The organism is Acidisoma sp. L85, assembly GCF_009765865.1.
Classification (GTDB): Bacteria; Pseudomonadota; Alphaproteobacteria; order Acetobacterales; family Acetobacteraceae; genus Acidisoma.
This window is the reverse complement of the sequence record NZ_LMUQ01000061.1, coordinates 95,412-119,555: the sequence shown is the minus strand read 5'-3', so window position 1 is coordinate 119,555 and position 24,144 is coordinate 95,412. Positions and strand designations below refer to the sequence as shown.

At 64.1% G+C, this 24,144-nt stretch carries 23 protein-coding genes; 20 read left to right on the top strand and 3 right to left on the bottom strand.

Going from position 1 to position 24,144, the window contains the following annotated elements:
- Positions 1–99: 99 nt before the first annotated feature.
- Positions 100–1,170, bottom strand: coding sequence for an LLM class flavin-dependent oxidoreductase (locus tag GSQ83_RS19000; protein ID WP_158804457.1), 1,071 nt, complete (start codon positions 1,168–1,170; stop codon positions 100–102).
- Positions 1,171–1,273: 103 nt separating this feature from the next.
- Here GSQ83_RS19000 and GSQ83_RS18995 point away from each other — a divergent pair, with 103 nt between their 5' ends.
- From GSQ83_RS18995 to GSQ83_RS18910, 18 genes are all read left to right on the top strand, one after another.
- A complete protein-coding gene (locus GSQ83_RS18995) occupies positions 1,274–1,462 on the top strand; it encodes a bacterioferritin-associated ferredoxin (RefSeq protein WP_158804456.1) in 189 nt (62 codons plus the stop codon).
- A gap of 54 nt (positions 1,463–1,516) precedes the next feature.
- Positions 1,517–2,023 (top strand): bacterioferritin, encoded by a 507-nt coding sequence (gene bfr, locus GSQ83_RS18990; protein WP_216850352.1) that lies wholly within the window; start codon positions 1,517–1,519, stop codon positions 2,021–2,023.
- 478 nt (positions 2,024–2,501) lie between these two features.
- Positions 2,502–3,299 (top strand): 30S ribosomal protein S2, encoded by a 798-nt coding sequence (rpsB, locus tag GSQ83_RS18985; protein ID WP_158804455.1) that lies wholly within the window; start codon positions 2,502–2,504, stop codon positions 3,297–3,299.
- A gap of 124 nt (positions 3,300–3,423) precedes the next feature.
- Positions 3,424–4,362: a translation elongation factor Ts gene (gene tsf / locus GSQ83_RS18980; protein WP_158804454.1), complete on the top strand. Its 939-nt coding sequence runs from the start codon at positions 3,424–3,426 to the stop codon at positions 4,360–4,362.
- A gap of 253 nt (positions 4,363–4,615) precedes the next feature.
- A complete protein-coding gene (gene pyrH / locus GSQ83_RS18975) occupies positions 4,616–5,338 on the top strand; it encodes a UMP kinase (protein WP_158804843.1) in 723 nt (240 codons plus the stop codon).
- A 15-nt stretch (positions 5,339–5,353) separates the two neighbouring features.
- Positions 5,354–5,920, top strand: a complete 567-nt coding sequence (gene frr, locus GSQ83_RS18970) for a ribosome recycling factor (RefSeq protein WP_158804453.1) — start codon at positions 5,354–5,356, stop codon at positions 5,918–5,920.
- The gene (gene uppS / locus GSQ83_RS18965; RefSeq protein ID WP_158804452.1) at positions 5,917–6,711 is read left to right on the top strand and encodes a polyprenyl diphosphate synthase; all 795 of its coding nucleotides are present in this window, start codon (positions 5,917–5,919) and stop codon (positions 6,709–6,711) included. The genes frr and uppS overlap by 4 nt, the downstream gene beginning before the upstream one ends.
- Positions 6,671–7,552 carry a phosphatidate cytidylyltransferase gene (locus tag GSQ83_RS18960; RefSeq protein WP_158804451.1) on the top strand — a complete coding sequence of 294 codons (882 nt, stop codon included), beginning with the start codon at positions 6,671–6,673 and terminating at the stop codon, positions 7,550–7,552. Before uppS ends, GSQ83_RS18960 begins: the two co-directional genes overlap by 41 nt.
- 20 nt (positions 7,553–7,572) lie before the next feature.
- Positions 7,573–8,736, top strand: coding sequence for a 1-deoxy-D-xylulose-5-phosphate reductoisomerase (locus GSQ83_RS18955; protein ID WP_158804450.1), 1,164 nt, complete (start codon positions 7,573–7,575; stop codon positions 8,734–8,736).
- An 82-nt stretch (positions 8,737–8,818) separates the two neighbouring features.
- Entirely contained in the window at positions 8,819–9,931 is a 1,113-nt protein-coding gene (rseP, locus tag GSQ83_RS18950) for an RIP metalloprotease RseP (RefSeq protein WP_174246691.1), read from the top strand.
- Between the two features lie 178 nt (positions 9,932–10,109).
- The gene (gene bamA / locus GSQ83_RS18945) at positions 10,110–12,467 is read left to right on the top strand and encodes an outer membrane protein assembly factor BamA (protein WP_254065789.1); all 2,358 of its coding nucleotides are present in this window, start codon (positions 10,110–10,112) and stop codon (positions 12,465–12,467) included.
- Positions 12,467–13,276 carry an OmpH family outer membrane protein gene (locus tag GSQ83_RS18940; protein WP_254065788.1) on the top strand — a complete coding sequence of 270 codons (810 nt, stop codon included), beginning with the start codon at positions 12,467–12,469 and terminating at the stop codon, positions 13,274–13,276. Before bamA ends, GSQ83_RS18940 begins: the two co-directional genes overlap by 1 nt.
- 3 nt (positions 13,277–13,279) lie before the next feature.
- Complete coding sequence (lpxD, locus tag GSQ83_RS18935) at positions 13,280–14,335, top strand: UDP-3-O-(3-hydroxymyristoyl)glucosamine N-acyltransferase (RefSeq protein ID WP_254065787.1); 1,056 nt, start codon at positions 13,280–13,282, stop codon at positions 14,333–14,335.
- Between the two features lie 4 nt (positions 14,336–14,339).
- Positions 14,340–14,837 carry a 3-hydroxyacyl-ACP dehydratase FabZ gene (fabZ, locus tag GSQ83_RS18930; protein WP_158804448.1) on the top strand — a complete coding sequence of 166 codons (498 nt, stop codon included), beginning with the start codon at positions 14,340–14,342 and terminating at the stop codon, positions 14,835–14,837.
- Positions 14,834–15,649, top strand: coding sequence for an acyl-ACP--UDP-N-acetylglucosamine O-acyltransferase (gene lpxA / locus GSQ83_RS18925; protein ID WP_158804447.1), 816 nt, complete (start codon positions 14,834–14,836; stop codon positions 15,647–15,649). Before fabZ ends, lpxA begins: the two co-directional genes overlap by 4 nt.
- Before the next feature lie 4 nt (positions 15,650–15,653).
- Positions 15,654–16,526 carry an LpxI family protein gene (locus GSQ83_RS18920; RefSeq protein ID WP_158804446.1) on the top strand — a complete coding sequence of 291 codons (873 nt, stop codon included), beginning with the start codon at positions 15,654–15,656 and terminating at the stop codon, positions 16,524–16,526.
- Positions 16,523–16,924 carry a lactoylglutathione lyase gene (gloA, locus tag GSQ83_RS18915; RefSeq protein ID WP_158804445.1) on the top strand — a complete coding sequence of 134 codons (402 nt, stop codon included), beginning with the start codon at positions 16,523–16,525 and terminating at the stop codon, positions 16,922–16,924. Before GSQ83_RS18920 ends, gloA begins: the two co-directional genes overlap by 4 nt.
- Positions 16,925–17,338: 414 nt before the next feature.
- The gene (locus GSQ83_RS18910; protein WP_158804444.1) at positions 17,339–20,917 is read left to right on the top strand and encodes a vitamin B12-dependent ribonucleotide reductase; all 3,579 of its coding nucleotides are present in this window, start codon (positions 17,339–17,341) and stop codon (positions 20,915–20,917) included.
- A gap of 60 nt (positions 20,918–20,977) precedes the next feature.
- On the opposite strand, the gene GSQ83_RS18905 is transcribed toward GSQ83_RS18910, so the two are convergent.
- Entirely contained in the window at positions 20,978–21,931 is a 954-nt protein-coding gene (locus GSQ83_RS18905; RefSeq protein WP_158804443.1) for a hypothetical protein, read from the bottom strand.
- Between the two features lie 146 nt (positions 21,932–22,077).
- Here GSQ83_RS18905 and GSQ83_RS18900 point away from each other — a divergent pair, with 146 nt between their 5' ends.
- Positions 22,078–22,224, top strand: coding sequence for a hypothetical protein (locus tag GSQ83_RS18900; RefSeq protein ID WP_158804442.1), 147 nt, complete (start codon positions 22,078–22,080; stop codon positions 22,222–22,224).
- 46 nt (positions 22,225–22,270) lie between these two features.
- Here the strand turns inward: GSQ83_RS18900 and GSQ83_RS18895 are convergent, their stop codons facing one another.
- The gene (locus tag GSQ83_RS18895; protein ID WP_158804441.1) at positions 22,271–23,131 is read right to left on the bottom strand and encodes a hypothetical protein; all 861 of its coding nucleotides are present in this window, start codon (positions 23,129–23,131) and stop codon (positions 22,271–22,273) included.
- 159 nt (positions 23,132–23,290) lie between these two features.
- Here GSQ83_RS18895 and GSQ83_RS18890 point away from each other — a divergent pair, with 159 nt between their 5' ends.
- Positions 23,291–24,115: an aspartyl/asparaginyl beta-hydroxylase domain-containing protein gene (locus GSQ83_RS18890; RefSeq protein WP_158804440.1), complete on the top strand. Its 825-nt coding sequence runs from the start codon at positions 23,291–23,293 to the stop codon at positions 24,113–24,115.
- The last annotated feature ends 29 nt before the right edge of the window (positions 24,116–24,144 follow it).

The window sequence follows — 24,144 nt, the reverse complement described above, 5'->3', positions numbered from 1 at the left end:
CCTTGCTTGTTGTTGGACGAGACGGAGAAGGCGTGGATGCTCGGCCTTCGCCGAGCAAGACGATGTGACCTCGCGAGCTGTCGGCAATGCTTCGCGGAGCTAAACGAAGACCGCGTTCGGCTCCGTCGCGTCACTCGCCGCCAACCCGAAGGCTTCCGCGATCAGCGCGTAGGAACGGCGGCGCGCGTCATGATCGTGCATGATGTTCACGATCATGATTTCGTCCGCGCCATACTCCGCGGCTACAGCCTCAATGCCCGCGCGTACTGTCTCGGGCGTGCCGAGGATCATGCGGCGGCGGCGTGTGGCGCCAGGAGCGCCCGTGGGCGGATCGCGTTCCAGGAAGCGCAGCGCATCCTCCGGTGTCGGCACGGCGATCAGCTCGCCACGGTGAAGCAGGCGGAACAGCATGAGGGAGCTAGCGGCGAGGCGCTCCGCCTCCACATCCGTATCGGCGCAGATCACCCAGACCGCCGCCATCAGGTAAGGCGCCGACAGGTTCCGGCTTTCCAGCGCCTGAAAACCGGAGCGGTAGCGGTGGGCGAGGGGAACGCCCTGCGGGTTGATAAAATCGGCGATGCAATAGGGTAGTCCAGTTTCGGCGGCCCAGTTCGCGCTATCGGGTGAAGAGCCGAGCAGCCAGGGCGCCGGCACATCTGGCCTGCCCGGCAGAGTTCGGGCCAGGGTTGCGAAGGGGTGGTCCTCGGGCATGCGGTCATCGAGATAGGCGAGGAGTTCGGCGAGCTGTTGCGGGAAGTCGTCGGGTGCGCGTTCCCGGCGGTCGCGCTGCAGCGCATAGGCGGTGCGCCCGTCTGTGCCGGGCGCGCGGCCGACGCCGAGGTCGATGCGGCCGGGGAACAGCCCTGCCAGCATGCTGAAGGTCTCGGCGACTTTAAAGGGGCTGTAATGCGGCAGCATGATACCGCCGGTGCCGACGCGGATCCGCCGAGTCGCTGACGCGACCGCGCTCACCATCACCTCGGGGCTGGCGGAGGCGAGGCCGGGGGTCGCGTGATGCTCCGCCAGCCAATACCGAAAAAAGCCAAGTGCCTCAGCGTTTTGGGCAAGGTCTATGCTGTTGCGCAGTGCTTGGCCCCCAGTGGATCCCTCGGCGATGGGGGCCTGATCGAGCACGCTGAGGCGGAAGGCGGGGGGCGAAGCTGGGGTCATGACACCCATAAGAGGGAGGCTCGCCGAGGAACTCAACGTTTTGGCCTATTGCGAATAAGTCGCAACATCAGTAATCCGCTCTCGTCTGCCACGGGATTGGGTCATGATCGTCTGCTCCTGCAACCGGCTTACTGATAGTGATGTCGCGGAAGCCATTCGCAGTGGCGCCTGCCGCCCCGGCGAGGTCTATGCCTGCTGCGGCAAACGGCCCGATTGCGGCGCCTGCGTTCGCATGATCCTCAGCTCCATCAAGGCGAGCATGCAGGAGATGGCGACCGCCGCGGCGGTATGACACGCGGACCGGAAGTGCTACCCAACTTGCGGTAGCACCATCCGGAGAGACGTCGTGAAAGCCGATCCCAAAGTCATCGAGTATCTGAACACGCAGCTCACCAATGAGCTGACCGCTATCAATCAGTATTTCCTTCATGCCCGGACGCTGCGGCATTGGGGCGTCACCCTCCTCGGCAAGCACGAATACAAAGAGTCGATCGAGGAGATGCACCACGCCGATTGGCTCATCGAGCGCATCCTGTTCCTCGGCGGCTTGCCGAATGTGCAGCGGCTGGACCAGATCCTCGTCGGCCAGACGGTCGAGGAGATCCTGCGCTGCGATCTAAAGATCGAAGAGAAGGCGACCGGCGACCTGCGCGAGGGCATCGCCCATTGCGAGCAGGTGCGGGACTATGTGTCGCGCGATCTCCTGATGCGGATCCTCGCCAATGAGGAGGAGCACCTCGATTTCCTCGACCGCCAGTTCGACCTCATCAAGCTGATCGGCATCGAGCGCTACATCCAGCTGAATTCCGCCTCCGCGCCGGATCAGCACGAGGATGCAGGCGAGGGGCATTAGCCCAGGCATTTCGCTGCTGGTTAGGGGTGATGATCTGTTACTGAACCTCGACCCGAAGAATCGTCATGGCACGCGAAGGCGTGCCATCCACGCCTTGCCTTCGTCACGCAAGCAAACGCCTGGATGTTCGGCCGCGGGCAGCCCCGCCTTCGCCGAGCATGACGAAGTGGAATGCGCATGGTTCAAACCGCAGACATCCTGCTTGAGGTTCGAGATGGGGTTTTTGCGCCGGTAGGCTCATTGAGACAGCATTCGGGAACTTGCCGCGCCATCTGGTGACAGGCTCAGTCTTGGAGACCCGCCTGGAACGGGGTTGATTTTCCGGACCCAATACGCGATAGCACCGCCGTCCGGCGCCTCCCTTGGAGGTGGCGGGCAAATTCGCACGCGGGGCACTTTCCTGGCTTAGCCAGGTCCGGTGCCGATGAGGCTCTGCTCCGCGGAGGATCAACCGGACCAACAGGAAAGGGACACGCCAATGGCGATGCCCGACTTTACACTGCGTCAGCTACTCGAAGCCGGCGTTCATTTCGGCCATCACACCCGTCGCTGGAATCCCGCGATGGCGCCGTATCTCTTCGGCGTCCGCAACCAGGTCCATATCATCGACCTGCAGCAGACCGTGCCGATGCTCGACCGTGCGCTGCGTGCGGTGCGGGACACCACGGCCAATGGCGGCCGTGTGCTGTTCGTCGGCACCAAGCGTGCCGCGGCTGATCATGTGGCGGAAGCCGCCCGGCGCTGCGGCCAGTATTACGTCAACCATCGCTGGCTCGGCGGCATGCTGACCAACTGGAAGACCATCACCGCCAGCATCCGCCGTCTGCGCCAGATCGAGGAACTCGTCGCGGGCCAGGCCGAGGGTCTGACCAAGAAAGAGGTCCTCGAGATCACCCGCGACCAGGAGAAGCTGGAGCGGGCGCTCGGCGGCATCAAGGAGATGGGCGGACTGCCGGATATCCTGTTCATTATCGACACGAACAAGGAGAAGCTGGCGGTTCAGGAAGCCAATAAGCTCGGCATCCCGGTGATCGCCGTGCTCGACAGCAATTCCGATCCGCATGGCGTGACCTATCCGATCCCGGGCAATGACGACGCAATCCGCGCCATCATGCTCTATTGCGACCTGATCTCGGGCGCCGTGCTCGATGGCATCAGCGCCGAGATGGCGGCCTCCGGCCGTGACATCGGCGCCGCTGAGGAACTGCCACCGGCCGTGCTGGCCCAGCCGGTTCCGCCGGTTGAAGCCGCAGCCGCCGAAGCCGTCGGCGCCTAATCAGATACGGCGCGGGTCCGGGTGGCGACACCTGGGCTGCCAGCGCCGTTCGATCAATCAACGAGCCGCAGGCTGCGCCGCGCATAAGCGTCGCGCGGCCTGCGGTCCTAGACGGAGACCGCAGATGGCTGAGATCACGGCCGCCCTGGTCAGAGACCTGCGCGAGAAGACCGGCGCAGGCATGATGGACTGCAAGAAGGCGCTGGCCGAAACGGGCGGCGACCTCGATGCCGCGACCGACTGGCTGCGCAAGAAGGGCCTCTCGGCCGCCGCCAAGAAGTCCGGCCGCGTCGCCGCGGAAGGGCTGATCGGTGTCGCGAGCGCGCCGAACGTCGCCGCCATGGTCGAGGTCAATGCCGAGACCGATTTCGTCGCGCGCAACGAGACCTTCCAGGATTTCGTCTCGACCGTCGCCCGCGTCGCCTTGGAGACTGGGGAGGACGTCGAGGCTCTGAAGGCCGCGACCTATCCGGGCGCGAGCCACACGGTGGCGGACCAGTTGGTTCAGCTCATCGCGACGGTCGGCGAACATATGACTCTGCGCCGCGCCCGCGTGATGCGGGTGAAGAGCGGCGTGGTAGCGAGCTATGTCCACAACGCGCTCAAGCCGGGACTCGGCAAAATCGGTGTGCTGGTCGCGCTTGAGGCCCCGAGCGAACTCGCGGGTCTGGAGCAACTCGGCCGGCAGATCGGCATGCATGTCGCGGCGACTCGGCCCGAGGCGCTGGACGTGAACGCGGTCGATCCGGCGGCACTGGAGCGGGAACGCAGCGTGCTGTCCGAGCAGGCGCGTGCCTCCGGCAAGCCCGAGGCGATCATCGAGAAGATGGTCGATGGGCGCATCCGCAAATACTACGAGGAGGTCGTTCTTCTCGAGCAGGTCTGGGTGCATGACGGCGAGAGCCGGGTGCGCGCGGTGGTTCAGAAGGCGGGCGGGACACTGGTCGGCTTCGACCGTTTCCAGCTTGGCGAGGGCATCGAGAAGCAGAGCACCGACTTCGCGGCCGAGGTCGCGGCGACGGCTGGTGTGAAGGCTCTGGAGCCGTCTGCGCCAGAAGTCTGACCACAATGCTCACGGTCTGAGGTCGCTGCCCGGCTCACCCACCCCCGGCCCCTCCCTAAAAGGGGAGGGGAGAGGTTGGTGGCGGCGGCTTCCCCTCCCTGAAAAGGGAGGGGTCAGGGGTGGGTTCCAGTCCGCATTCTCGAACGCCAAATAACGCCGTGCCTTGCCGCTTTGCGGCTCGCTCTCTACGGTAACCTCGACCGCGCCGAATGATTTGGCGCAGGTGCTGGCCGGAACCTCGACCAAGGACATCATGGACCGTCAGCCCCTCTATAAGCGCGTTCTGCTCAAACTCTCGGGCGAGGCGCTCATGGGGGCCGGCGAGTATGGCCTCGACACCGGAACGCTCAAGCAGATCGCGGCCGATGTCGGCGTCGTCACGGCCATGGGCGTCGAGGTCTGCATCGTCATCGGCGGCGGCAATATCTTTCGCGGCGTAAAGGGCGCGGCGGCCGGCATGGACCGGGCGCAGGCCGATTACATGGGCATGCTCGCGACGGTGATGAACGCCCTCGCCTTGCAGAGCGCCCTCGAGCGCGCGGGCCTGCCGACCCGGGTGCAATCGGCGATCCATATGTCGAGCCTCTGCGAGCCCTATATCCGCAGGCGGGCGCAGCGTCATTTGGAGAAAGGCCGGATCGTGATCTTCGCGGCAGGCACCGGCAACCCGTTCTTCACCACCGACACGGCAGCTGCGTTGCGTGCCGCCGAAATGGGCTGCGAGGCTCTGCTCAAGGGCACGCAGGTCGATGGCGTCTATTCCGCCGACCCCCTGAAGGTGCCGGAAGCCAAGCGGTTCGACGAACTGACCTATATGGATGTGTTGTCGCAGGATTTGGCCGTGATGGATGCGGCCGCAATCAGTCTGGCGCGGGAGAGCAAGCTGCCTATCCTCGTCTTCAACCTTCACCGAGTCGGGGCATTTGCCGCCGTCATGCGGGGTGAAGGCACCTACACTATGATCCGCGACGTCTGACGAAGGAGGGGCAAGGTGCCCGCAGATCTGAATGCGCTGAAACAGGATCTAACGCGCCGCATGGATGGCGCGCTGGAAACCTTGCGCAAGGACTTCAGCGGCCTCCGGACCGGCCGTGCCAGCCCGGCGCTGCTCGAACCGGTCAAGGTCGAGGCCTATGGCTCCGTTCTGCCACTGCCGCAGGTTGGCACCATCGCGGTGCCGGAGGCGCGGATGATTACCGTGCAGGTCTGGGACCGCAGTCTGGTGAACGCGACGGTGGCGGCGATCCGCGACTCGGGTCTTGGACTGAACCCCTCGGCCGACGGGCAGATCGTACGGGTGCCGATCCCACAACTGACCGCCGAACGCCGGGGCGAATTGGCCAAGGCCGCCGGTCGCTATGCCGAGGGCGCGCGGATCGCGGTACGCGGTGTCCGGCGTGACGGCATGGAGCAGATCAAGGCCTTCGAGAAGAAGAGCGAGCTCAGTAAGGACGAGGCTGGGGACTGGTCGGACGAGGTGCAGAAGCTCACCGATTCCTACGTGAAGCGGGTGGACGAATACGCCTCCGAGAAGGATCGAGAGATCCGCCAGGTATGATTCGGGCGGTGGTTCCTGAGCTGGCCGGATCCGCGACGGAGCTGCCGGTGACGGAGCCGGTGGCAACACCTCGAAAAGCCGGTGCCGCGTCGGTGCCGCGCCATGTCGCGGTCATCATGGATGGCAACGGACGCTGGGCGCGGGCGCGCGGGCTTCCCCGGATCGCCGGCCACCGGGCGGGGGCGCAGGCGGTGCGGCGCTGCATCGAGGGTGCGATCTCCTCCGGCATCGAGTGGCTGACGCTCTATGCCTTCAGCAGTGAGAATTGGCGGCGTCCGCAATCGGAGGTCTCGGATCTCACCAGCCTCATGCGGCAGTATCTGCGCAGCGAACTCGCCGAGCTGGGCGCCAATGGCGTCTGCTTCCGCGTGATCGGCGACCGCGAGCGCTTCTCGCCGGAGATGCGCGCGGAGCTTGACCGCGCCGAGCGGCAGACCGCCGGAAACCGCCGTCTCAACCTGACGGTGGCGTTGTCTTATGGCGGACGCGCGGAAATTCTCGCCGCGGCGCGTAAGATGGCGCGGGCTGTCCAGTCGGGCGAGGTCGATATCCAGACGACGGATGAGGCGAGTTTCGGCCGCTTCCTCTCCACGGCTGGGATGCCGGATCCCGATCTCCTCATTCGCACGAGTGGCGAGCAGCGCCTTTCCAACTTCCTGCTCTGGCAATGCGCCTATGCCGAGCTGCTGTTCCTCGATGTGCTGTGGCCCGATTTCGGCCCGGCCAATCTTTCTGACGCGCTCGCGGAATATGCGCGGCGCGAGCGGCGCTACGGTGCCAGCGGCGCCTGACGAAAGGCGAGCGGGCGGGGACACGCGCGGCGGGAAGCGTTGGAGTGACCTGCGGAAGCGCGTCGGCTCCGCGATCGTCCTGGCGCCGCTGGCACTCGGCTGCCTCTGGCTGGGCAAACTGCCGTGGGCGCTGCTTCTGGCCTTAGGCGTTGCCGGCTGCGCCGCCGAATGGGCGGGGATGTGCCGGGCCGAGGCCTGGCGGTGGCCGGTCATCGTTCTGCCAGTTGGCGTGGCGGCGGTGCCGCTTTTCGCCATGGCGGGAGGCGGTGCGGTGGCCCTGATCTATGCCGTGGTCCTGATCATCTGCGCCTGGCTGCTCCTCGGGCGGAACCGGCGGGCGACGTGGCTCGTGCTGGGCATCCTTTATGTGGCGCCGGCGGCAATCTCCATGGTTCGGCTGCGGCATGTGCCGCTGGTCGGGCGGTGGGACATGCTGTTCCTCGTTCTCATCGTCTGGGCGAGCGACATCGGAGCCTATGTCGCCGGCCGGCTGATCGGCGGCCCGAAGCTCGCGCCGCGCATTTCACCCGGCAAAACACGTTCCGGCGCTCTGGGCGGGCTAGCGGCGGCAGCGCTCGTCGGCATCGGGGTCGCTGCCTGGGCCGGTGGGCCGGTGGACAGTCTGCACTGCGCGGCGATTGCGATGTTGCTGGGCGTCTCCTCGCAAGTGGGCGATCTATTGGAGAGCGGCCTGAAGCGTCATTTCGGCGTCAAGGATTCGGGGCGATCGATACCGGGGCATGGCGGCCTGCTCGACAGGCTGGACGGGATGCTGACCGCGGCACCAGTGGCGGCGATAGTGGCCCTTGTGGTTGGGGAGGGGATCCTGCTTTGGCAGTGACCGGAAATGGCGAGAAGACCATGAACGTGAAAACCATCAGCATCCTCGGCAGCACCGGCAGCGTCGGCACTCAGACGCTCGACCTCATACGGGCGACGCCAGAACGTTACCGGGTCGAGGCTTTGATCGCGGGCCGCAATGTCACGCTGCTCGCCGAGCAGGCACGCGAGTTTCGCGCCGAGATCGCGGTGATCCAGGACGAGTCTCTGCTTGGGGCCTTGCGTGAGGCGCTTGCCGGGACGGATACGCAGATCGCGGCGGGCGAGACGGCGGCGCTTGAGGCGTCATCGCGGCCCGCGGATTGGACGATGGCGGCGATCATCGGCATGGCGGGGCTGCACCCGACCCTGGCGGCGATCCGGCGCGGCGGCGCGCTGGCTTTCGCGAATAAGGAGGTCTTGGTCTCGGCGGGCGACGTGATGATGGATGCCGTCGCGACCTCCGGCACCGTGCTGCTTCCGGTCGATTCCGAGCACAATGCGATCTTCCAGTGTCTGGAGCCGGAAAATCGGTCGGCGGTCGAACGCATCATCCTGACGGCTTCGGGCGGCCCTTTCCGCAAGGCGAGCAGGGAAGAGATGGCCGCCGTCACGCCCGAGGCCGCGCTGCGCCATCCGGTGTGGTCGATGGGCGCCAAGATCACCATCGATTCGGCGACCATGATGAATAAGGGGCTCGAGGTCATCGAGGCCGCACGGCTGTTTGGTCTCGCAGGCGAGGCGGTGGAGGTTCTCGTCCACCCGCAATCCGTGATCCACGGCATCGTCTGCTATCGCGACGGCAGCATGCTGGCTCAGCTCGGCGCGCCCGACATGCGAATTCCGATCGCCCACGCCTTGGGCTGGCCTGAGCGACTGGCGACGACAGCAAAGCGTCTCGACCTTGCGGCCTTGGCGGGGCTGAATTTCGAGCCCCCGGATGAACTGCGGTTCCCGGCGCTCCGGCTGGCGCGTCAGGCGTTGGCGGCGGGGGGCGGCACGCCCGCCATCCTTAATGCCGCGAATGAGGTGGCTGTCGCCGCCTTCCTCGATCGCCGGATCGGTTTTCTCGATATCGTCGGAACGGTCGAGGCGGTGCTGGACAGGTTGGGGGCGCGGCGAGCCGACGATCTCGACAGCATCATCGCGGTGGATGCCGAGGCGCGGGACGCGGCGAGGGTTAGCTTAGGGGCGAGAGCGGCTTAAGCGGGAAACAAGAAGTCACGGACTCTCACCCATGAACCCGCTCTGGCGCCGGGCCGCCGAAACGGCCTAAAAGCGTCCCATCATGCATGCGTTGCCCGAACTCCTTCGTACCGTCCTGTCCTTCGCCGTTGTCCTCGGCGTTCTCGTTTTCGTTCATGAGATGGGCCATTACCTCGCCGCGCGGTGGCGTGGGGTCCATGTCGAGACCTTCTCGATCGGCTTCGGGCAGGCGCTAGCGCGCTGGACCGACCGCCGGGGCACTGTCTGGAAGCTCGCCTGGATCCCGCTCGGCGGCTACGTAAAGCTGCATGGGCAGGAGCGTCCGCAGGATGCGACGCCCGAGGAGCGGGCGGCCTGGCAGTCGGGCCGCACCTTCCACGAGAAATCGGTCGGATCGCGGATGATCGTCATCGCGGCCGGGCCGATCGCCAATTTCCTGCTCGCCATCGTCCTGTTCTTTTTGCTCTTCGCGACCGTTGGGAAGCCGGTGGCAGACCCAGTGATCGGCAAGATCATGCCCAATTCGGTCGCATCCTTGGCCAATCTTCATGTCGGCGATCGTATTCAGTCGGTCAACGGTGTCGCCACGCCGGATTTCGCCGCGGTGCAGCGTGAGGTTTCGCCCAATCCCGGTAAGAATGTGCCGATGATCGTCCATCGTGGGCTGGACGAGGTGATCCTGCGCCTGACGATCGGCAGCGCGGATGACGGTCATGGCGGCAAACGCGGCGTGCTCGGCATCATGGAGGGCGCCCCGGTTCTCAAGCGCCTCAACCCGGCCGATGCGGCGGTGGCCGGTGTGGTCGAGACCTGGACGGTCGGACGTGAGACGCTCAACGGGCTGTGGCAGATCGTCGTTCATCGCACCGGCTTCAACCAGCTCGGCGGACCGCTGCGAATCGCGGCGCTGTCTGGTCAGGTGGCGGCCCTGGGGCTCGCCAGCCTGGTGTCCTTCATCGCGATCCTCTCGGTGAATCTCGGGCTGATCAATCTTTTCCCGATCCCGGTGCTGGATGGCGGCCATCTCGTTTTCTACCTTGCCGAGGCCATCCGAGGCCGCCCCGTCTCCTCCCGCGCACAAGAATACGGCTTCCGCGCTGGCTTCGCGCTGCTGCTTTGCCTCTTCGTTTTCGCCACCTGGAACGACGTCACGCAACTCGGTGTCGTCCGCTGGGTGACGCATCTCGCGGGATGACGTAAGAGGACCCTTCGCTTGGCGAGAAAGTCATCGGGCGAGAAAATAGCTTGCTGCGGCGACGGAGCCTGAGCTAGGCGGCGTAAGCTGTTCGCCCTGACTGCCGTTTCGGCGCCTGCCGCGCATGCGGCCTGGATTTTCTGCCCGGCGCCTCGCCGGAACTGAGGGAGACGCGTCTTTGCTACGCACTCGTGCTGCGCTGTTAGCCACAGCCTGCCTGTTGCCCACGTTTGTCGCCGGCGCCGCGTCGTCTCAGATCTTGCCCTCGGCCACACGGCCTGCGCGAGCGAAGACAACCACGCCGCCGAGACAAGTTCAGGGCGACCGCATCGCCGCGATCGTCGTCACCGGCAATCAGCGGATCGAAGCAGGGACGATCCAGTCCTATATGCTGCTGTCATCCGGCGATGTGTTTGACCCCAAGCTGGTCGACCAAAGCCTTAAGACACTTTATGCGACTGGCCTATTCAGCAATGTTGGCATTACCCGGCAGGGAAACAACCTCGTCGTCAATGTCGTTGAGAATCCTCTCGTCGGTCAGGTCGCGTTCGAGGGCAACCATCAGCTGACCAAGACCAATCTACAGGGCGTCGTTCAGCTCAAGCCAAGGTCAGTCTATACCGCCGCAGCCGCCGAGGACGATCGGCAGCGGATTCTGGATGCCTATGCCCATAAGGGCTACTACTCGACCACGGTGCAGGCGCAGATCATCAAGCTCAGCGAAAACCGGGTCGATGTCGTCTACAAAATCCATGACGGCCGGGCGACCTACATCAGCAAGATCGCTTTCGTCGGCAATAACCACTTCAGCGAAGGAAACCTGCGGACCGTCATCAATAGCCGCGAGAGCGACTGGTGGCGTTTCCTATCCAGCAGCGACTCCTACGATCCGACCCGTGTCGAGTTCGATGGTGACCTGCTGCGGCGTTTCTACCTGCGGAAGGGCTTTGCCGATTTCCGCTTGCTCAATACCGAAGCCGAGCTGGCGCCCGACCGCTCGTCCTTCTTCGTGACCTTCGTGATGAATGAAGGCGCGCGGTATCGCGTGGGTGACATCAAGATCGTCTCGCATTTGCCGCATCTCGACGGCAGTACTTTGCGTGGCGACCTCAAGATGGATACGGGCGACTGGTTCAACGGCGACACCATCAATCAGACCGCCGACGCGATCTCGGCCGACGTGCAAAGCCGAGGCTATGCTTTCGTGCAGGTCAACCCCGTTCTCAAGAAACGCGTGGACAGCCGCGGCCGCCATGTCGTCGATCTGACCTTCGACGTGGTCGAGGGGCCGCGCGTCTTCGTCGAGCAGATCGATATCAGCGGCAACGCCCGCACCGAGGATAAGGTTATCCGGCGCGAGTTCCTGCTCGCTGAGGGTGATGCCTTCAATGCCGATGCGATCCGGCGCTCGCGCCAGCGGCTGATCGACCTCGGTTATTTCAAGAGCGTGGAGCTGGGCACGCAGCCCGGTTCGGCGCCCGATAAGATCGTTCTGACAACAGCGGTGCAGGAGCAGTCCACCGGCTCGCTCACCATCGGTGGCGGCTACTCGACTGATGACGGAGCGCTGATCAATCTCGGGCTGTCCGAGAAGAACCTGATCGGCACTGGTATCGACACCTCGATCTCCGGCGTTTTGGCGCAGAAGGCCAGCCAGATCGATCTATCGGCGACCGATCCTTACTTCCTTGACAGAAATCTGTTGCTCGGCGGCGATCTGTTCAACATCACCAACGATAACCGCGATATTTCGCAATACGAGGAAAGCCGCACCGGCTTCACGGTTCGCACTGGCTATGCCTTCAATCAGTATATGTCTCAGACTGTGAGCTACTCGCTGATCGATCGCGATGTCTTCAACGTGCAGTCGGGCGCCAGCCTTTATGTGGTGGACGAGTCTGGCTGGTCGTTGCTGTCTCAGATTTCGCAATCGCTCGTATGGGATCACCGAGACAGTACGATCGATCCGCATTCCGGCTACATCCTGCGGCTCGGCACGGATGTCGCGGGCCTCGGTGGCAATTCAGATTATGTGCGCGCCAAGCTCGATGCCGGCTACTACATCCCGCTCGATTATTTCAGTGGCAATCACCTCTGGAGCGTCGCGATCACTGGTGGTGTCGGCTACCTCTGGAACTACAGCGGCGACCAGAGGATCATCGACAACTTCTTCATGGGCGGTCAGAATCTGCGCGGCTTCGAGGAAGGCGGCGCGGGTCCGCATGACGTCAAGACCGGCGATAGCCTCGGCGGCCGCTTCATTGCGACGCAGACGACGGAACTCCATTTTCCGCTGCCGATTTCGCCAGATATTGGCCTCTCGGGACGCGTCTTCGCGGACATCGGCGTGCTGACGGGCGTTGATGCGAAATTCGGACCGGTCTACGACACCTCCTCGCCCCGCGTCGCCGCCGGTGTCGGCTTCTCGTGGAACACCCCCTTCGGCCTCATCAACATCGATTTGGCCGACCCGATCGTCAAATACAAAGACGATCAAACCCAAGTTTTCCGATTCGGCTTCGGCACGAGGTTCTAGTGCAATATATTTCTCTGCGACGCGTCTGCCTGATGGCGGCCGCGCTTATGGCTGCCCCTGCCACCCTGCATGCGCAAAGTGCCAATCCTGGCTGGTTCGTTCCCAGCCAGCCGGCGGCGCCACGCGCTGCCGCCGAACCGCGCGCGGTGCATCGCCGGTCCGTGGCTGACTCCCCGCCGGCCGCGACGCCTGTGGATCCTGCCGCGATGAAGGCTGTGCAGGCGCAGATGAACGCGCCAATCCCGCAGCTTCCGCCCCTGTCGAAGGGGGAGACACCGCCACCGGCGATCATCGGTGTGATCGGCGTGCCCGAGGTATTGCAGGCGTCGACCGCCGGTCAGGCGGTTGACAAAGAGATTCAGAAGCGGCGTGCCGCCCTAGCCCAGGATGTGCAGAAGGAACAGGACAGCTGGCGTAAGCTGCAGAGCGCATTGGCCGATCCCAGGGCGCATCTCTCCTCCGATCAGATACGGACGCGCGAGCAGAGCCTGCAGCAGCGTATCGCTACCGCGCAGACCACGTTCCGCAATCGCGAGGCGCGCATCCAGGCGGCGGCGCAGGTGTCTCTGGGCCAGATCGAACGGACGCTGATCGCCGTTATCCGCCAGGTCGCGCAGAGCCGCGGCATGAACCTCGTCCTGCACCGGGCGCAGGTGGCATTGAACATGAACGCCTTCGACATCAGCGATGAGGTCACCAAGGAACTTAACATCGTGCTACCCGCGGTCACCGTGCCGCCGGATTCGGTTTTCGCCAATGTCACCGCCGCCATGATGCAGCAGCAGCAACAGGCGGCGCAGGGTCAGTAGCGGTTGATCGAGTCGATCACGGGGGATCCGCGCTTCTTCGCGAGATGCGGCCCCTTTTCGCTGGCGGAAGTCGCGCAAGCAGCGGGCATTGAGCTGACGGCACTGGAGGGCAAGTCCTTCGTCGGTGTAGCGCCCCTACAGCTTGCGGGTCCGCGGCATGTCAGCTTCCTGAATAGCCAGCGATACGAGCATGCCTTGGCGGCAACGCGAGCGGGTGCGGTCCTGCTAGAGCCAGCGATGGTGGCTCGGGTGCCGGCCGGCACGGTCGCGCTCCCGACCGCCAATCCTGTCCGCGCCTGGGCCGAGGTCGCGACGCTGTTCCATCCAGCTCCAGTGGCAACGCCCGGCATCCACCCCACGGCGGTCATCGATCCCACGGCGATCATTGGCGAAGGGTCGGAGATCGGACCGCTGGCGGTGATCGGGGCGCGGGCGGAAATTGGGCGTGGCTGCCGTATTGGGCCGCTCGTGGCGATCGGGGAGGGGGTGGTGCTCGGCGCGGAGTGCCGCATCGGCGCCGGTGCCTCGATCAGCTACAGCCTGATCGGCGCAAGAGTCTATATCTATCCCGGGGCACGGCTCGGCCAGGAAGGCTTTGGCTTCGACGCCGCGGCCAGCGGGTTCAAGACCGTCCCGCAGCTCGGCCGGGTCATCATCGAGGATGACGTCGAGGTCGGGGCCAATTCCACGATCGACCGGGGATCGGCGCAAGACACCGTGATTGGGGCAGGCACTCGCCTCGACAATTTAGTGCAGATCGGGCACAACGTCCGCGTCGGACGCGGCTGTATCATTGTGGCTCAAGTCGGCATTTCAGGGTCTACCACGCTCGGCGATCATGTTGTGGTCGGCGGGCAGGTCGGCATGGCGGGACATCTGAAGATCGGTCGCGGGGCCCGGATCGGGGCTCAGGCCGGTGTGATGGCCGACCTGGAAGCCGGTGCTGAGGTCGTGGGCACGCCCGCCGAGCCGATAAAGGATTTTTTTCGTCAGGTCGCGTTCATCCGCCGGCTCGTGAAGCGGAGCGGTGCGGCCGGAAGCGGAACGGGTGCGGACTGAGCCGATGGATGCACAGATTGACCACGGCTCGCCCGTGACGAGCGGTGAGGTCGGTGAAACCGTGGATATCGCGGGCATCATGGGCGCGATTCCCCATCGGTATCCCTTCCTGCTGATCGACCGAGTGGTGCAGATGCACAAGAACACCTCGGCGATCGGGATCAAGAACGTCACGATCAACGAGTCGTTTTTCCAGGGCCATTTCCCCAGCCATCCGGTAATGCCGGGAGTGCTCATCATCGAGGCCATGGCGCAGACCGCGGCCGTGCTGGTGGTTGAAACCTTGGGGCCGGAGGCACGCGGGAAAGTCGTCTATTTCATGTCCATCGAGGGCGCGAAATTTCGCCGCCCGGTCGTGCCTGGCGATCAGGTGCATGTGCATGTCGTCAAGCTGCGCAACCGCGGCAACGTGTGGAAATTCCATGCCGTGGCGCGGGTCGACGGGATTTCCGTCGCGGAGGCGACCTACGCGGCCATGATCATGGATAAGCAGGGAACGTGAACTCAATCCACCCGTCGGCCATCGTCGCCGACGGCGCCGTCCTCGGCCAGAATGTCGAGATCGGGCCGTGGTGCCATGTCGGCCCCGATGTGGTGCTGGGGGATGGCGTTTGCCTGGTCTCCCATGCCGTGGTCGATGGCCATACGCGGCTTGGTGAGGGCGTGACCCTCTATCCCTTCGCCTCGGTCGGACTGCCGCCGCAGGACCTCAAGTATCGCGGCGAGCCGACGCGTTGCGAGATCGGGGCGCGCACCCGCATCCGCGAGCATTGTACCGTCCATCGTGGCACCGCGACGGGCAGCGGCATCACCCGGGTCGGCGCCGAATGCCTGCTGATGGCGGTGGTCCATATCGCCCATGACTGCGTTTTGGGGGACGGCGTCATCATCGCGAATAACGTGGTGATGGGCGGGCATGTGACGATCGAGGATGGGGCCGTGATCGGCGGCAGCGCGGCGTTGCACCAGTTCGTGCGGATCGGCCGGGGTGCCATGGTCGGCGGCGTTTCGGGTGTCGAGGCCGATGTCATTCCCTTCGGCATGGTGATGGGCAACCGGGCGCGGCTCGCTGGTCTCAACATCGTTGGGCTGCGACGACGAGGGCTCGATTCCGCGGCCATTCGCCGGCTGCGCGCGGCCTTCCGCCTGTTATTCCAGCACGAGGGCGTTTTCGCGGCCCGCGTCGGCGAGACGCGCATGCGCTATGGCGACGACCCGATTGTCGCCGAAATCCTCACCTTCATCGAGCAACCGAGCAAGCGCGGCCTGATCCGGCGCGAACCCCGCTTGGTCGAGGCTGACGACGCGGCCTGAGCGGGTGGCCGCAGCCTCCAGCACGCTCGGAATTATCGCGGGCGGCGGCACCTTGCCGCTCCGTATCGCGACAGCGGCCCAGTCCGCGGGGCGCCAGGTTTTCATCGTGGGCCTCGAGGGGCATGCCGATCCTAAGGCGCTCGCGCCCTTTCCTCATGTCATCCTGCGAGTCGGCGCGGCGGCGCGGATGCTGCGGCGCCTGAAGGCCGAGGGTTGCACCGACCTCGTCATGGCGGGGCCTGTGCGGCGGCCGTCGTTTTTTGAGATCCGCCCGGAAGCCGATGGGATGCGGTTGCTCGCCCGCGTCGGCAGGGCGGCTTTCGCGGGCGATGACGGGTTGTTGAAGGCGGTGATCCGCGTGCTGGGGGAGGAGGGTTTCCGCATCCTCGGCGCGCACGATGTGCTGGATGATCTGATTGGCCATACCGGGCTGCTGACCGAAATCGCGCCCGATGACGCGGCGCTGGCCGATGTGGCGCGGGGCGTCGCGGTAGCGCGGGCCATGGGTGCGGCGGATATCGGCCAAGGCTGCGTCGTGCAGGATGGTTTCGTGCTCGCGGTCGAAGCGGCCGAGGGCACCGACGCGATGCTTTCCCGCTGCGGTCCGTTGGCGCGTCCGGGACCGGGCGGCGTGCTGGTGAAGCTGGTCAAGCCGGGGCAGGAACGCCGGGCGGATTTGCCGACCATCGGCATTGAGACCGTGCGGCGCGCGGCAGAAGCCGGACTTCGAGGCTTGGCTTTCGAGGGCGGTGGCACCATCCTCATGGACCGCGCCGGCACCATCGCCGCCGCGAATGCGGCTGGGCTCTTCCTGCTCGGCCTCGACACTCACGAGACCGGCGCGGCAGCCGGCAGCCAGAAGGAACATGCCCCATGAGCGCGACGCAGGAATTCAGCTATCTCCACACCATGATGCGGGTCGGCAACCTCGACCGCAGCATCAAGTTTTATACCGAGAACCTCGGCATGAAGGAGCTTAGGCGGGCGGACGTGCCCGACGGGAAATACACCTTGGTGTTCCTTGGTTACGGGAATGAGCGTGACCATACGGTGCTGGAACTGACCTATAACTACGGCACCGAGACCTATGACATGGGCACGGCCTTCGGCCATCTCGCGCTGGGCGTATCGGACATCAAGGCGACCTGCGAAAAGCTGCGGAAGGCCGGTGCCAAGATCAGCCGCGAGCCAGGGCCGGTGAAGTTCGGCACCACCGTGATCGCCTTCATCGAGGACCCGGACGGCTACAAGATCGAGCTGATCGAGCGTAGCTAACACGCGTGGGCTCATCCGCCCGGTGCTAGCCCAGCGGACAGCGAGTCTCGCATTCCCGTCATGGCACGCGAAGGCGTGCCATCCACGCCTTCTTCCTTAGCGACGCCCGGCGAACGCGTGGATCCTCGGCCTTCGCCGAGGATGACGTGATTGATTGTTTCGCGCGCTGAGCCACCATGCACACTCGCGTAAAACGGGTGGCGCTGGTGCCACACAGTCTTCACAAAACACCTCAGGCGCGGTTTCCAGTGGAAATTCCGGGAAGCGGTCGCGATAATCGCGTGCTGCCTCCGCATATCGCCATGCACTATAACTAGTTGCCAATTGGCCTTCGGGGCCACAAGATATGGTATCGCCGCGTCGCTCGCGAGTCCGTGAGACGCCCCGCCAACCGCTCGATAAAGGACATGGCCCATGCGTTTCGACCGCGAACTCACGACCGAGGAAGAGGGCCGCTACGGCGAGATCGCGTTCACTACGACAACCAGCGAGATCAGAAATCCCGATGGCTCGGTGATCTTCCGCGCCGCTGATATCGAGGTTCCGGGCGCCTGGTCCCAGGTCGCCTGCGACGTCCTGGCGCAAAAATACTTCCGCAAGGCCGGCATCCCGGCGCGGCTCAAGCCCGTCGAGGAACCCGGCGTGCCCGGTTGGCTGCGCCGCCATGTGCGCGATGAGGAGGCCCTCGCCGGACTGCCGGAAACCGAGCGGCTCGTCGGCGAATCCTCGGCGAAGCAGGTCTTCGACCGCATGGCCGGGACCTGGACCTATTGGGGCTGGAAGGCCGGCTATTTCGACAGCGAGGGCGATGCCCGAGCCTTCCGCGACGAGCTTGTCTTCATGCTGGCCCGCCAGATGGCCGCGCCCAATTCGCCGCAATGGTTCAATACCGGCCTGCATTGGGCCTATGGCATCGACGGTCCAGCGCAGGGCCATTTCTACGTCGATTCCGCGACCGGCAAGGTGATCGAGTCGACCAGCGCCTATGAGCACCCGCAGCCGCATGCCTGCTTCATCCAATCCGTCTCGGATGATCTGGTGAATGAGGGCGGCATCATGGATCTCTGGGTCCGCGAGGCCCGGCTGTTCAAATATGGCTCCGGCACCGGCTCCAACTTCTCCAAGCTGCGCGGCGATGGCGAGAAGCTGTCGGGTGGCGGCCGTTCTTCCGGCCTCATGAGCTTCCTCAAGATCGGCGACCGCGCGGCGGGCGCCATCAAGTCGGGCGGCACGACGCGCCGCGCCGCCAAGATGGTGTCGGTCGATGTCGATCATCCGGATATCGAGGCTTATGTCGATTGGAAGGTCGTCGAGGAGCAGAAGGTCGCGGCGCTCGTTGCGGGCTCCAAGATGACGAAGCGCCAGCTCGATGGCGTCATCCTCGCCGCCCGCGCGGCGGCGCCGGATCTGGGCGACGCGGCCTATGACGTGCTGAAGAACCCGGCGCTGAAGGCCGCCGTGCGCAAGGCCAAGGATTGCGCGATCCCCGAGAACTATATCCGCCGCGCCATCGACGCAGCGCGCCAGGGGCAGGAGAGTTTCGACTTCCGCACGTACGACACCGATTGGGATAGCGACGCCTATCTCACCGTCGCCGGCCAGAACTCCAACAACTCCGTGCGGCTGACCAATGACTTCGTGCAGCGCGTGCTGGACGACAAGGACTGGAACCTCATCCGCCGCACCGACGGCAAGATCCACAAGACGATGCGGGCGCGCGCACTGTGGGACAAGATCAGCTCAGCCGCCTGGGCCTCTGCCGATCCCGGCGTGCAATACGACACCACCATCAATGAGTGGCACACCTGCCCGGCGGGCGGACGCATCAATGCGTCCAACCCCTGCTCGGAATACATGTTCCTCGATGACACCGCCTGTAATCTTGCGTCGCTGAACCTGCTGGCCTTCCGGCGCGACGACGGCCATTTCGACACCGCGACCTTCACCCATGGCGTCCGCCTCTGGACCGTGGTTTTGGAGATCGCGGTGCTGATGGCGCAGTTTCCGTCGAAGGAGATCGCGCGGCTGTCCTACGATTACCGCACCCTCGGCCTCGGCTACGCCAATCTCGGCGGTCTGCTGATGGCGGCGGGGCTGCCCTATGACAGCGATGGCGGTCGCGCCATCGCGGGCGGCATCAGCGCGGTGATGACCGGCGTCGCCTATCGCACCTCCGCCGAGATGGCAGCCCAGCTCGGGCCATTCGCCGAGTTCCCCGCCAATCGCGAGCCGATGCTGCGCGTCATCCGCAACCACCGGCGCGCGGCGCGCGGCGGCGTGGAGGCTTACGAGGGGCTGACGGTGGCACCGGTGCCTTTCCTGCGCGCGCAATGCCCCGATGCCGGTCTTGCCAATGCCGTGGCCGATGTTTGGGACGAAGCGCTCAAGATGGGCGAGGCGCATGGCTATCGTAATGCGCAGGTCAGTGTCGTGGCGCCGACCGGCACCATCGGGTTGGTGATGGATTGCGACACCACCGGCATCGAGCCTGATTTCGCGCTGGTGAAGTTCAAGAAACTGGCGGGCGGCGGTTACTTCAAGATCATCAACCGCATCGTGCCGACCGGCCTCGCGACGCTCGGCTATACGCCGGCGGCGGTCGATCGCATCATCCGCTATGCCGTCGGCCATGGCACGCTGCTTGGCGCGCCGGCCATCAACCAACAAAGCCTGACCGCCAAGGGCTTCGGCGCGGCGGATCTCGCCAAGGTCGAGTCCTCGCTGGTCGCGGCCTTCGACATCAAGTTCGTCTTCAACAAATGGACGCTGGGCGAGGAATTCCTCATCAACGCCCTCGGCATGACGGCGGAGGCTATCGCGACGCCGAAATTCGATCTGCTGACGGCGCTGGGCTTCACCCGCGCGCAGATCGAGGCGGCGAATACCTATATCTGCGGCGCGATGACGCTGGAGGGCGCGCCGGAACTCGACCCCGCGCATCTGCCGGTATTCGACTGCGCCAATCCCTGCGGCCGTATCGGTGTGCGGTTTCTCTCGGCCGACAGCCATATCCGCATGATGGCGGCATCGCAGCCCTTCATTACCGGCGCGATCTCGAAGACCATCAATATGCCGAACTCGGCCTCGGTCGAGGATTGTTCGATGGCGTATCTGCTGTCCTGGCGCCTCGGGTTGAAGGCCAATGCGCTGTATCGCGATGGCTCCAAGCTCAGCCAGCCGCTGTCTTCGCAGCTCATCGACGATGAGGATGATGACGCGGAGGAGCTGATCGCGATGGCGCCGGCGGCTCAGGCGGTCGCGATGGCGGAGCGTATCGTCGAGCGCGTCATCCATCGCGCCGAGCGCCGCAAGCTTGCGGGCCGCCGCAAGGGCTATACGCAGAAGGCGAGCGTCGGCGGCCACAAGGTCTATCTGCGGACCGGCGAATACGAGGATGGCAGCCTCGCCGAGGTGTTCATCGATATGCACAAGGAAGGTTCCGCCTTCCGCTCGCTGATGAACAACTTCGCGATCGCCATTTCGATCGGGCTGCAATACGGCGTGCCGCTGGAAGAATTCGTCGAGGCTTTCACCTTCACGCGTTTCGAGCCGGCGGGGATGGTGCAGGGCAACGACGCCATCCGCATGGCGACCTCGATCATCGATTACATTTTCCGCGAGCTGGCGGTGTCCTATCTGGCGCGCAACGATCTCGCGCATGTCGATGCGTCGGATCTGCTGCCGGATGCGATGGGCACGGGGATCGGCGAGGGCAATCTGCCGCGCGGACCTGGACCTTTGGCGGAGGAGGCGCGCTCCCGGCTGGCGGATATCCAGCGTGACGTGAGCCGTGGTTTTGTGCGCGGGCCGTTGCAGGCGACGACGGTTTCGGCGCCAGTGGCCGCGGCGGATGACCGGATGAGCCGGGTGCGGGAGGCGAAGGTGAAGGGCTATGAGGGCGACAGCTGCCCGGATTGCGGCAACTTCACGATGGTGCGGAATGGGACGTGCTTGAAATGCGTGACGTGCGGGGCGACGAGCGGGTGTTCTTGAGCCACAAGCAAGGCGACTATCTCTGCTGACTATTCGGCAGGATAGTCGCCTTCGGTGGTTCTATTGTTTGATGTATCTTCTCATGTAATCCGATGCGGCCTGCGCGAGCGCAAAAGGAATCTGCTGTCTGGCGGCAACCTGGTCGTGCACAGTACTGCTATTGTAAAGAGGCTCGCCTTCATACGGCAGGTAGAGACCGTTCTTCCCATGCTGCCATTGGTCGTAATCCTGTACGACGTAGCCCGATCTCGTTTGCGCAAAATACTGCTGCTGTTCGGCTATCATTTTAGGGAGATTAGATTGAGGGAGATTAACTGGGGCTACTACGTCGGGAAGGCTAAAGAAGTTCGCACCCTGCCCGTGGATATAAGCGACATTAGAATTAAATGTTTGGAGCGGCGTTGAAGGTATGGGCACAGCTTGGACTGGTCTGGGCGTAATGGTCGGTCTGAGTGTAACGGGGGCAGGGGGCGGCGGTATTGGTACCGGCTGTTGCACCTGCGGCGCATCAAAAGTGAGCGAACTAGTTAGCGACGTCGCCAGCGGCAGGTAGGCTGCTGGGCTTTCTGTCATGAATTTATAAAGCGCTGCCGCGTACTCCGAGTCCGAGTTCACCGGAACACCATTTAAACGGGCACTATAACTTCCCCCACCCTCTGGCGCGACCGCGAACCCCTGATCATATGCATGGGGTCCATGTTTCTTCTCTTTTGCCAGCAATGCCCAGTCGGAGTTAGCCCAAGAGATGTAGGTGTCGCCGTAAGGCTTTCCCGGCATTTTGCTGAGATCGAGAGGGTAGAGATAGTTCCATTTATTGCCCGGATAACCCATTACATGTGCCTCGACGGCCTTCTTGTTAACGTCATACCAATTGTGGACAGCGGCGTCGAAGTCGGGCGGGGATGGCTGCTTCTTGTTAGTGAGCGACATGTTAAACACAGCCGGTGTGTCGACGTGGCCACCCGGCGGCTGAAATCCACTATAGGGACTGCCTTTATTGACTGTCGAGGACATTTCAAGGTTTCCAGATGTTAGTGTTAGTTGTGCTAACACGTGGATATTTCTTTTCTCTAAATCCGCGGCGCACTTAGGATTGGAGGCTGGCCGCTATCTCGCGGCGCGGTCTGGCCGAGCTATGATCCCGTTAAGTGGAGGTGATCATGGACGCGCTTTACATCACGCCCGCCTTGCCCGAGGGAACGCAGAGCCTCAAGACCGGGGGCATCAAGCCCCTGGGATGCCCCAGCCTGATCACCCGCCGTCACGGCCTGGTAGCCCGGATGAAACGGGTGATCTTGCGCCGCTAGCGGTTTCGCAGCCGCGACCTTACCAGCTATCGCCCTCGCGGCGGAGTCACACCAAAAGAGCCGCGTCGCGACGAGAAGCTGAGCCTGTGCCGCCTCGTGACATCCCAGCCGTAAGCCGCTCCATGATAGCGCGATGCAGCCGGTCCTTGAGCACCTCCATGAACGGTCTCGCGTAGTGGCTGCTGCCGTCGGTAAGCGCCTCGGTGATGCCGTAGCCGCGAGCGATCGGCAGGGGATCGAAGAATGTCTCGCCGGCCGCTTCGGAGAAACGCCGCAGCACGTCGTTGATTTGTGCCCGTTCACGGATCGGCTTCCCGTCCGAGCCGTCCACGTTGAGTGTGGGGACGAGAACGAGTGGGCGCCGGAGCATCTCCCGGAGCTGGTACAGCCCGGTCATCATGGCGTCCGGCGTCTGCGTCACTTGCCTCGCTTCGGTGGCGAGAGACCGCAACGCCTCGGGAATGTCCGAGAGTTCACGGCTTTCAGGCGGTGCCTTCAACAGCCGTAATAGTCTGCTGTAATCGACCCCCCCAGCTTCGAAGGCAGCCTTTAAACACCATCGCTGCAGCTCCAAATTTCGCCACTGCACGGTGTTAATCGAGGAGACCTCGACCACGAAAACCTCGGACGCCTCATAGTAATCCGGCCGGAAGAGGTCAGTCTCGAAGTGATCGGCCTCATAGGCCACGAGCGGGACAAGGCTGGGCGTGATCGCCACTTCGCCCTTGAGGATCCTGATCTTCTGGATCGCTTCGGGGATGCTGTGGGTGTACCACCTGACCGGGTCTCGGACCGGGTCGATTTGGTTGTCTCGCTCCAGGTAGCTAAGCGGCGAGAATATCCGGCAGGTTCCGATCGCGGCGACCCTTGGCCGGATGGCTTCGGCAGCCAAAGTGAGCCCGTCCATCGCTCTCAGTCTCCCGCCATCACTTCGTGTCGTTCGCTGATTGTAATGTTACGACATCGACGCGAAGCGGATCAACCCTCTGCCCCTAGCGCCGCGCTACTTCCCACCGCGAGGTAGCTGCGCCATAGCTTCGCTTTGCGCCACTCAGTGGAGACGACCATGGACGGGGTGAACACCAATCCGTCGGGCGATGCCAAGCAGGCCTTCGGGACCGAGGGCATCAAGCCCATGGGGCGTCCCAGCCTGACCACGCGTGCCGTCATGAGCGTGGTCGCCTGGGTGGAGCGGATGAACCTCCGCTGCTCCAAGGTCGGCAATCCGCCGGTCTATGACCTCGCGACTTTCGCCTGGGCGCATGAGATCGAGCGGGAATGGGCCCTGATCCGCACCGAACTCGATCATGTCCTGGTCCGCAAGCAGGACCTGCCGAGCTTTCATGACATCTCGACCGATGTCGCGACGATCAGCACCGATGCCGGCTGGAAGACGTTCTTCCTCACCGGCTATGGCCATACCTCCGCGAATAACACCGCGCTTTGTCCGGAAACCTGGCGCATCGTCCAGAAAATACCTGGTCTGCGGACGGCGATGTTCTCGATCTTCGAGCCGGGCAAGCATCTGCCGGCCCATCGCGGCCCCTATAACGGCGTCCTGCGCCTGCATCTCGGCCTCAAGGTGCCGCCCTATCCCGACAAGATCGCGATCCGCGTCGACAAGCAGATCTGCCATTGGCAGGAGGGCCGCGCGCTGATCTTCGACGATGCCTTCGAGCATGAGGCCTGGAATCATTCCGACGAGACGCGCGTGGTGCTGTTTGTCGATTTCGACAAGCCGCTGCGGTTCCCGGCCGTGCTGTTCCACAAGCTATTGCTCAGTGTCGCGATCTTCACGCCCTTCATTCGGGAAGGGGCGGAGAACCATACGGCGTGGGAGAAGAAATTCTACGCCGAGGCGGAGGCTCTGCGGAACGCCCAGCCTCGATAGTAGGCGTTCGCCACCCAACCTATTACTCC

Bases quoted from the DNA above. Each gene is read 5' to 3' on its own strand.
- gloA (WP_158804445.1), top strand. From the start codon at position 16,523: ATGAGCGCGACGCAGGAATTCAGCTATCTCCACACCATGATGCGGGTC.
- GSQ83_RS18955 (WP_158804450.1), top strand. From the start codon at position 7,573: ATGAACGTGAAAACCATCAGCATCCTCGGCAGCACCGGCAGCGTCGGC.
- GSQ83_RS18905 (WP_158804443.1), bottom strand. From the start codon at position 21,931: ATGTCCTCGACAGTCAATAAAGGCAGTCCCTATAGTGGATTTCAGCCG.
- GSQ83_RS18995 (WP_158804456.1), top strand. From the start codon at position 1,274: ATGATCGTCTGCTCCTGCAACCGGCTTACTGATAGTGATGTCGCGGAA.
- fabZ (WP_158804448.1), top strand. From the start codon at position 14,340: ATGGATGCACAGATTGACCACGGCTCGCCCGTGACGAGCGGTGAGGTC.
- rpsB (WP_158804455.1), top strand. From the start codon at position 2,502: ATGGCGATGCCCGACTTTACACTGCGTCAGCTACTCGAAGCCGGCGTT.
- uppS (WP_158804452.1), top strand. From the start codon at position 5,917: ATGATTCGGGCGGTGGTTCCTGAGCTGGCCGGATCCGCGACGGAGCTG.
- pyrH (WP_158804843.1), top strand. From the start codon at position 4,616: ATGGACCGTCAGCCCCTCTATAAGCGCGTTCTGCTCAAACTCTCGGGC.
- GSQ83_RS18900 (WP_158804442.1), top strand. From the start codon at position 22,078: ATGGACGCGCTTTACATCACGCCCGCCTTGCCCGAGGGAACGCAGAGC.
- GSQ83_RS18910 (WP_158804444.1), top strand. From the start codon at position 17,339: ATGCGTTTCGACCGCGAACTCACGACCGAGGAAGAGGGCCGCTACGGC.
- GSQ83_RS18895 (WP_158804441.1), bottom strand. From the start codon at position 23,131: ATGGACGGGCTCACTTTGGCTGCCGAAGCCATCCGGCCAAGGGTCGCC.
- GSQ83_RS18960 (WP_158804451.1), top strand. From the start codon at position 6,671: ATGCGCGGCGCGAGCGGCGCTACGGTGCCAGCGGCGCCTGACGAAAGG.
- GSQ83_RS18890 (WP_158804440.1), top strand. From the start codon at position 23,291: ATGGACGGGGTGAACACCAATCCGTCGGGCGATGCCAAGCAGGCCTTC.
- rseP (WP_174246691.1), top strand. From the start codon at position 8,819: ATGCATGCGTTGCCCGAACTCCTTCGTACCGTCCTGTCCTTCGCCGTT.
- GSQ83_RS19000 (WP_158804457.1), bottom strand. From the start codon at position 1,170: ATGACCCCAGCTTCGCCCCCCGCCTTCCGCCTCAGCGTGCTCGATCAG.
- tsf (WP_158804454.1), top strand. From the start codon at position 3,424: ATGGCTGAGATCACGGCCGCCCTGGTCAGAGACCTGCGCGAGAAGACC.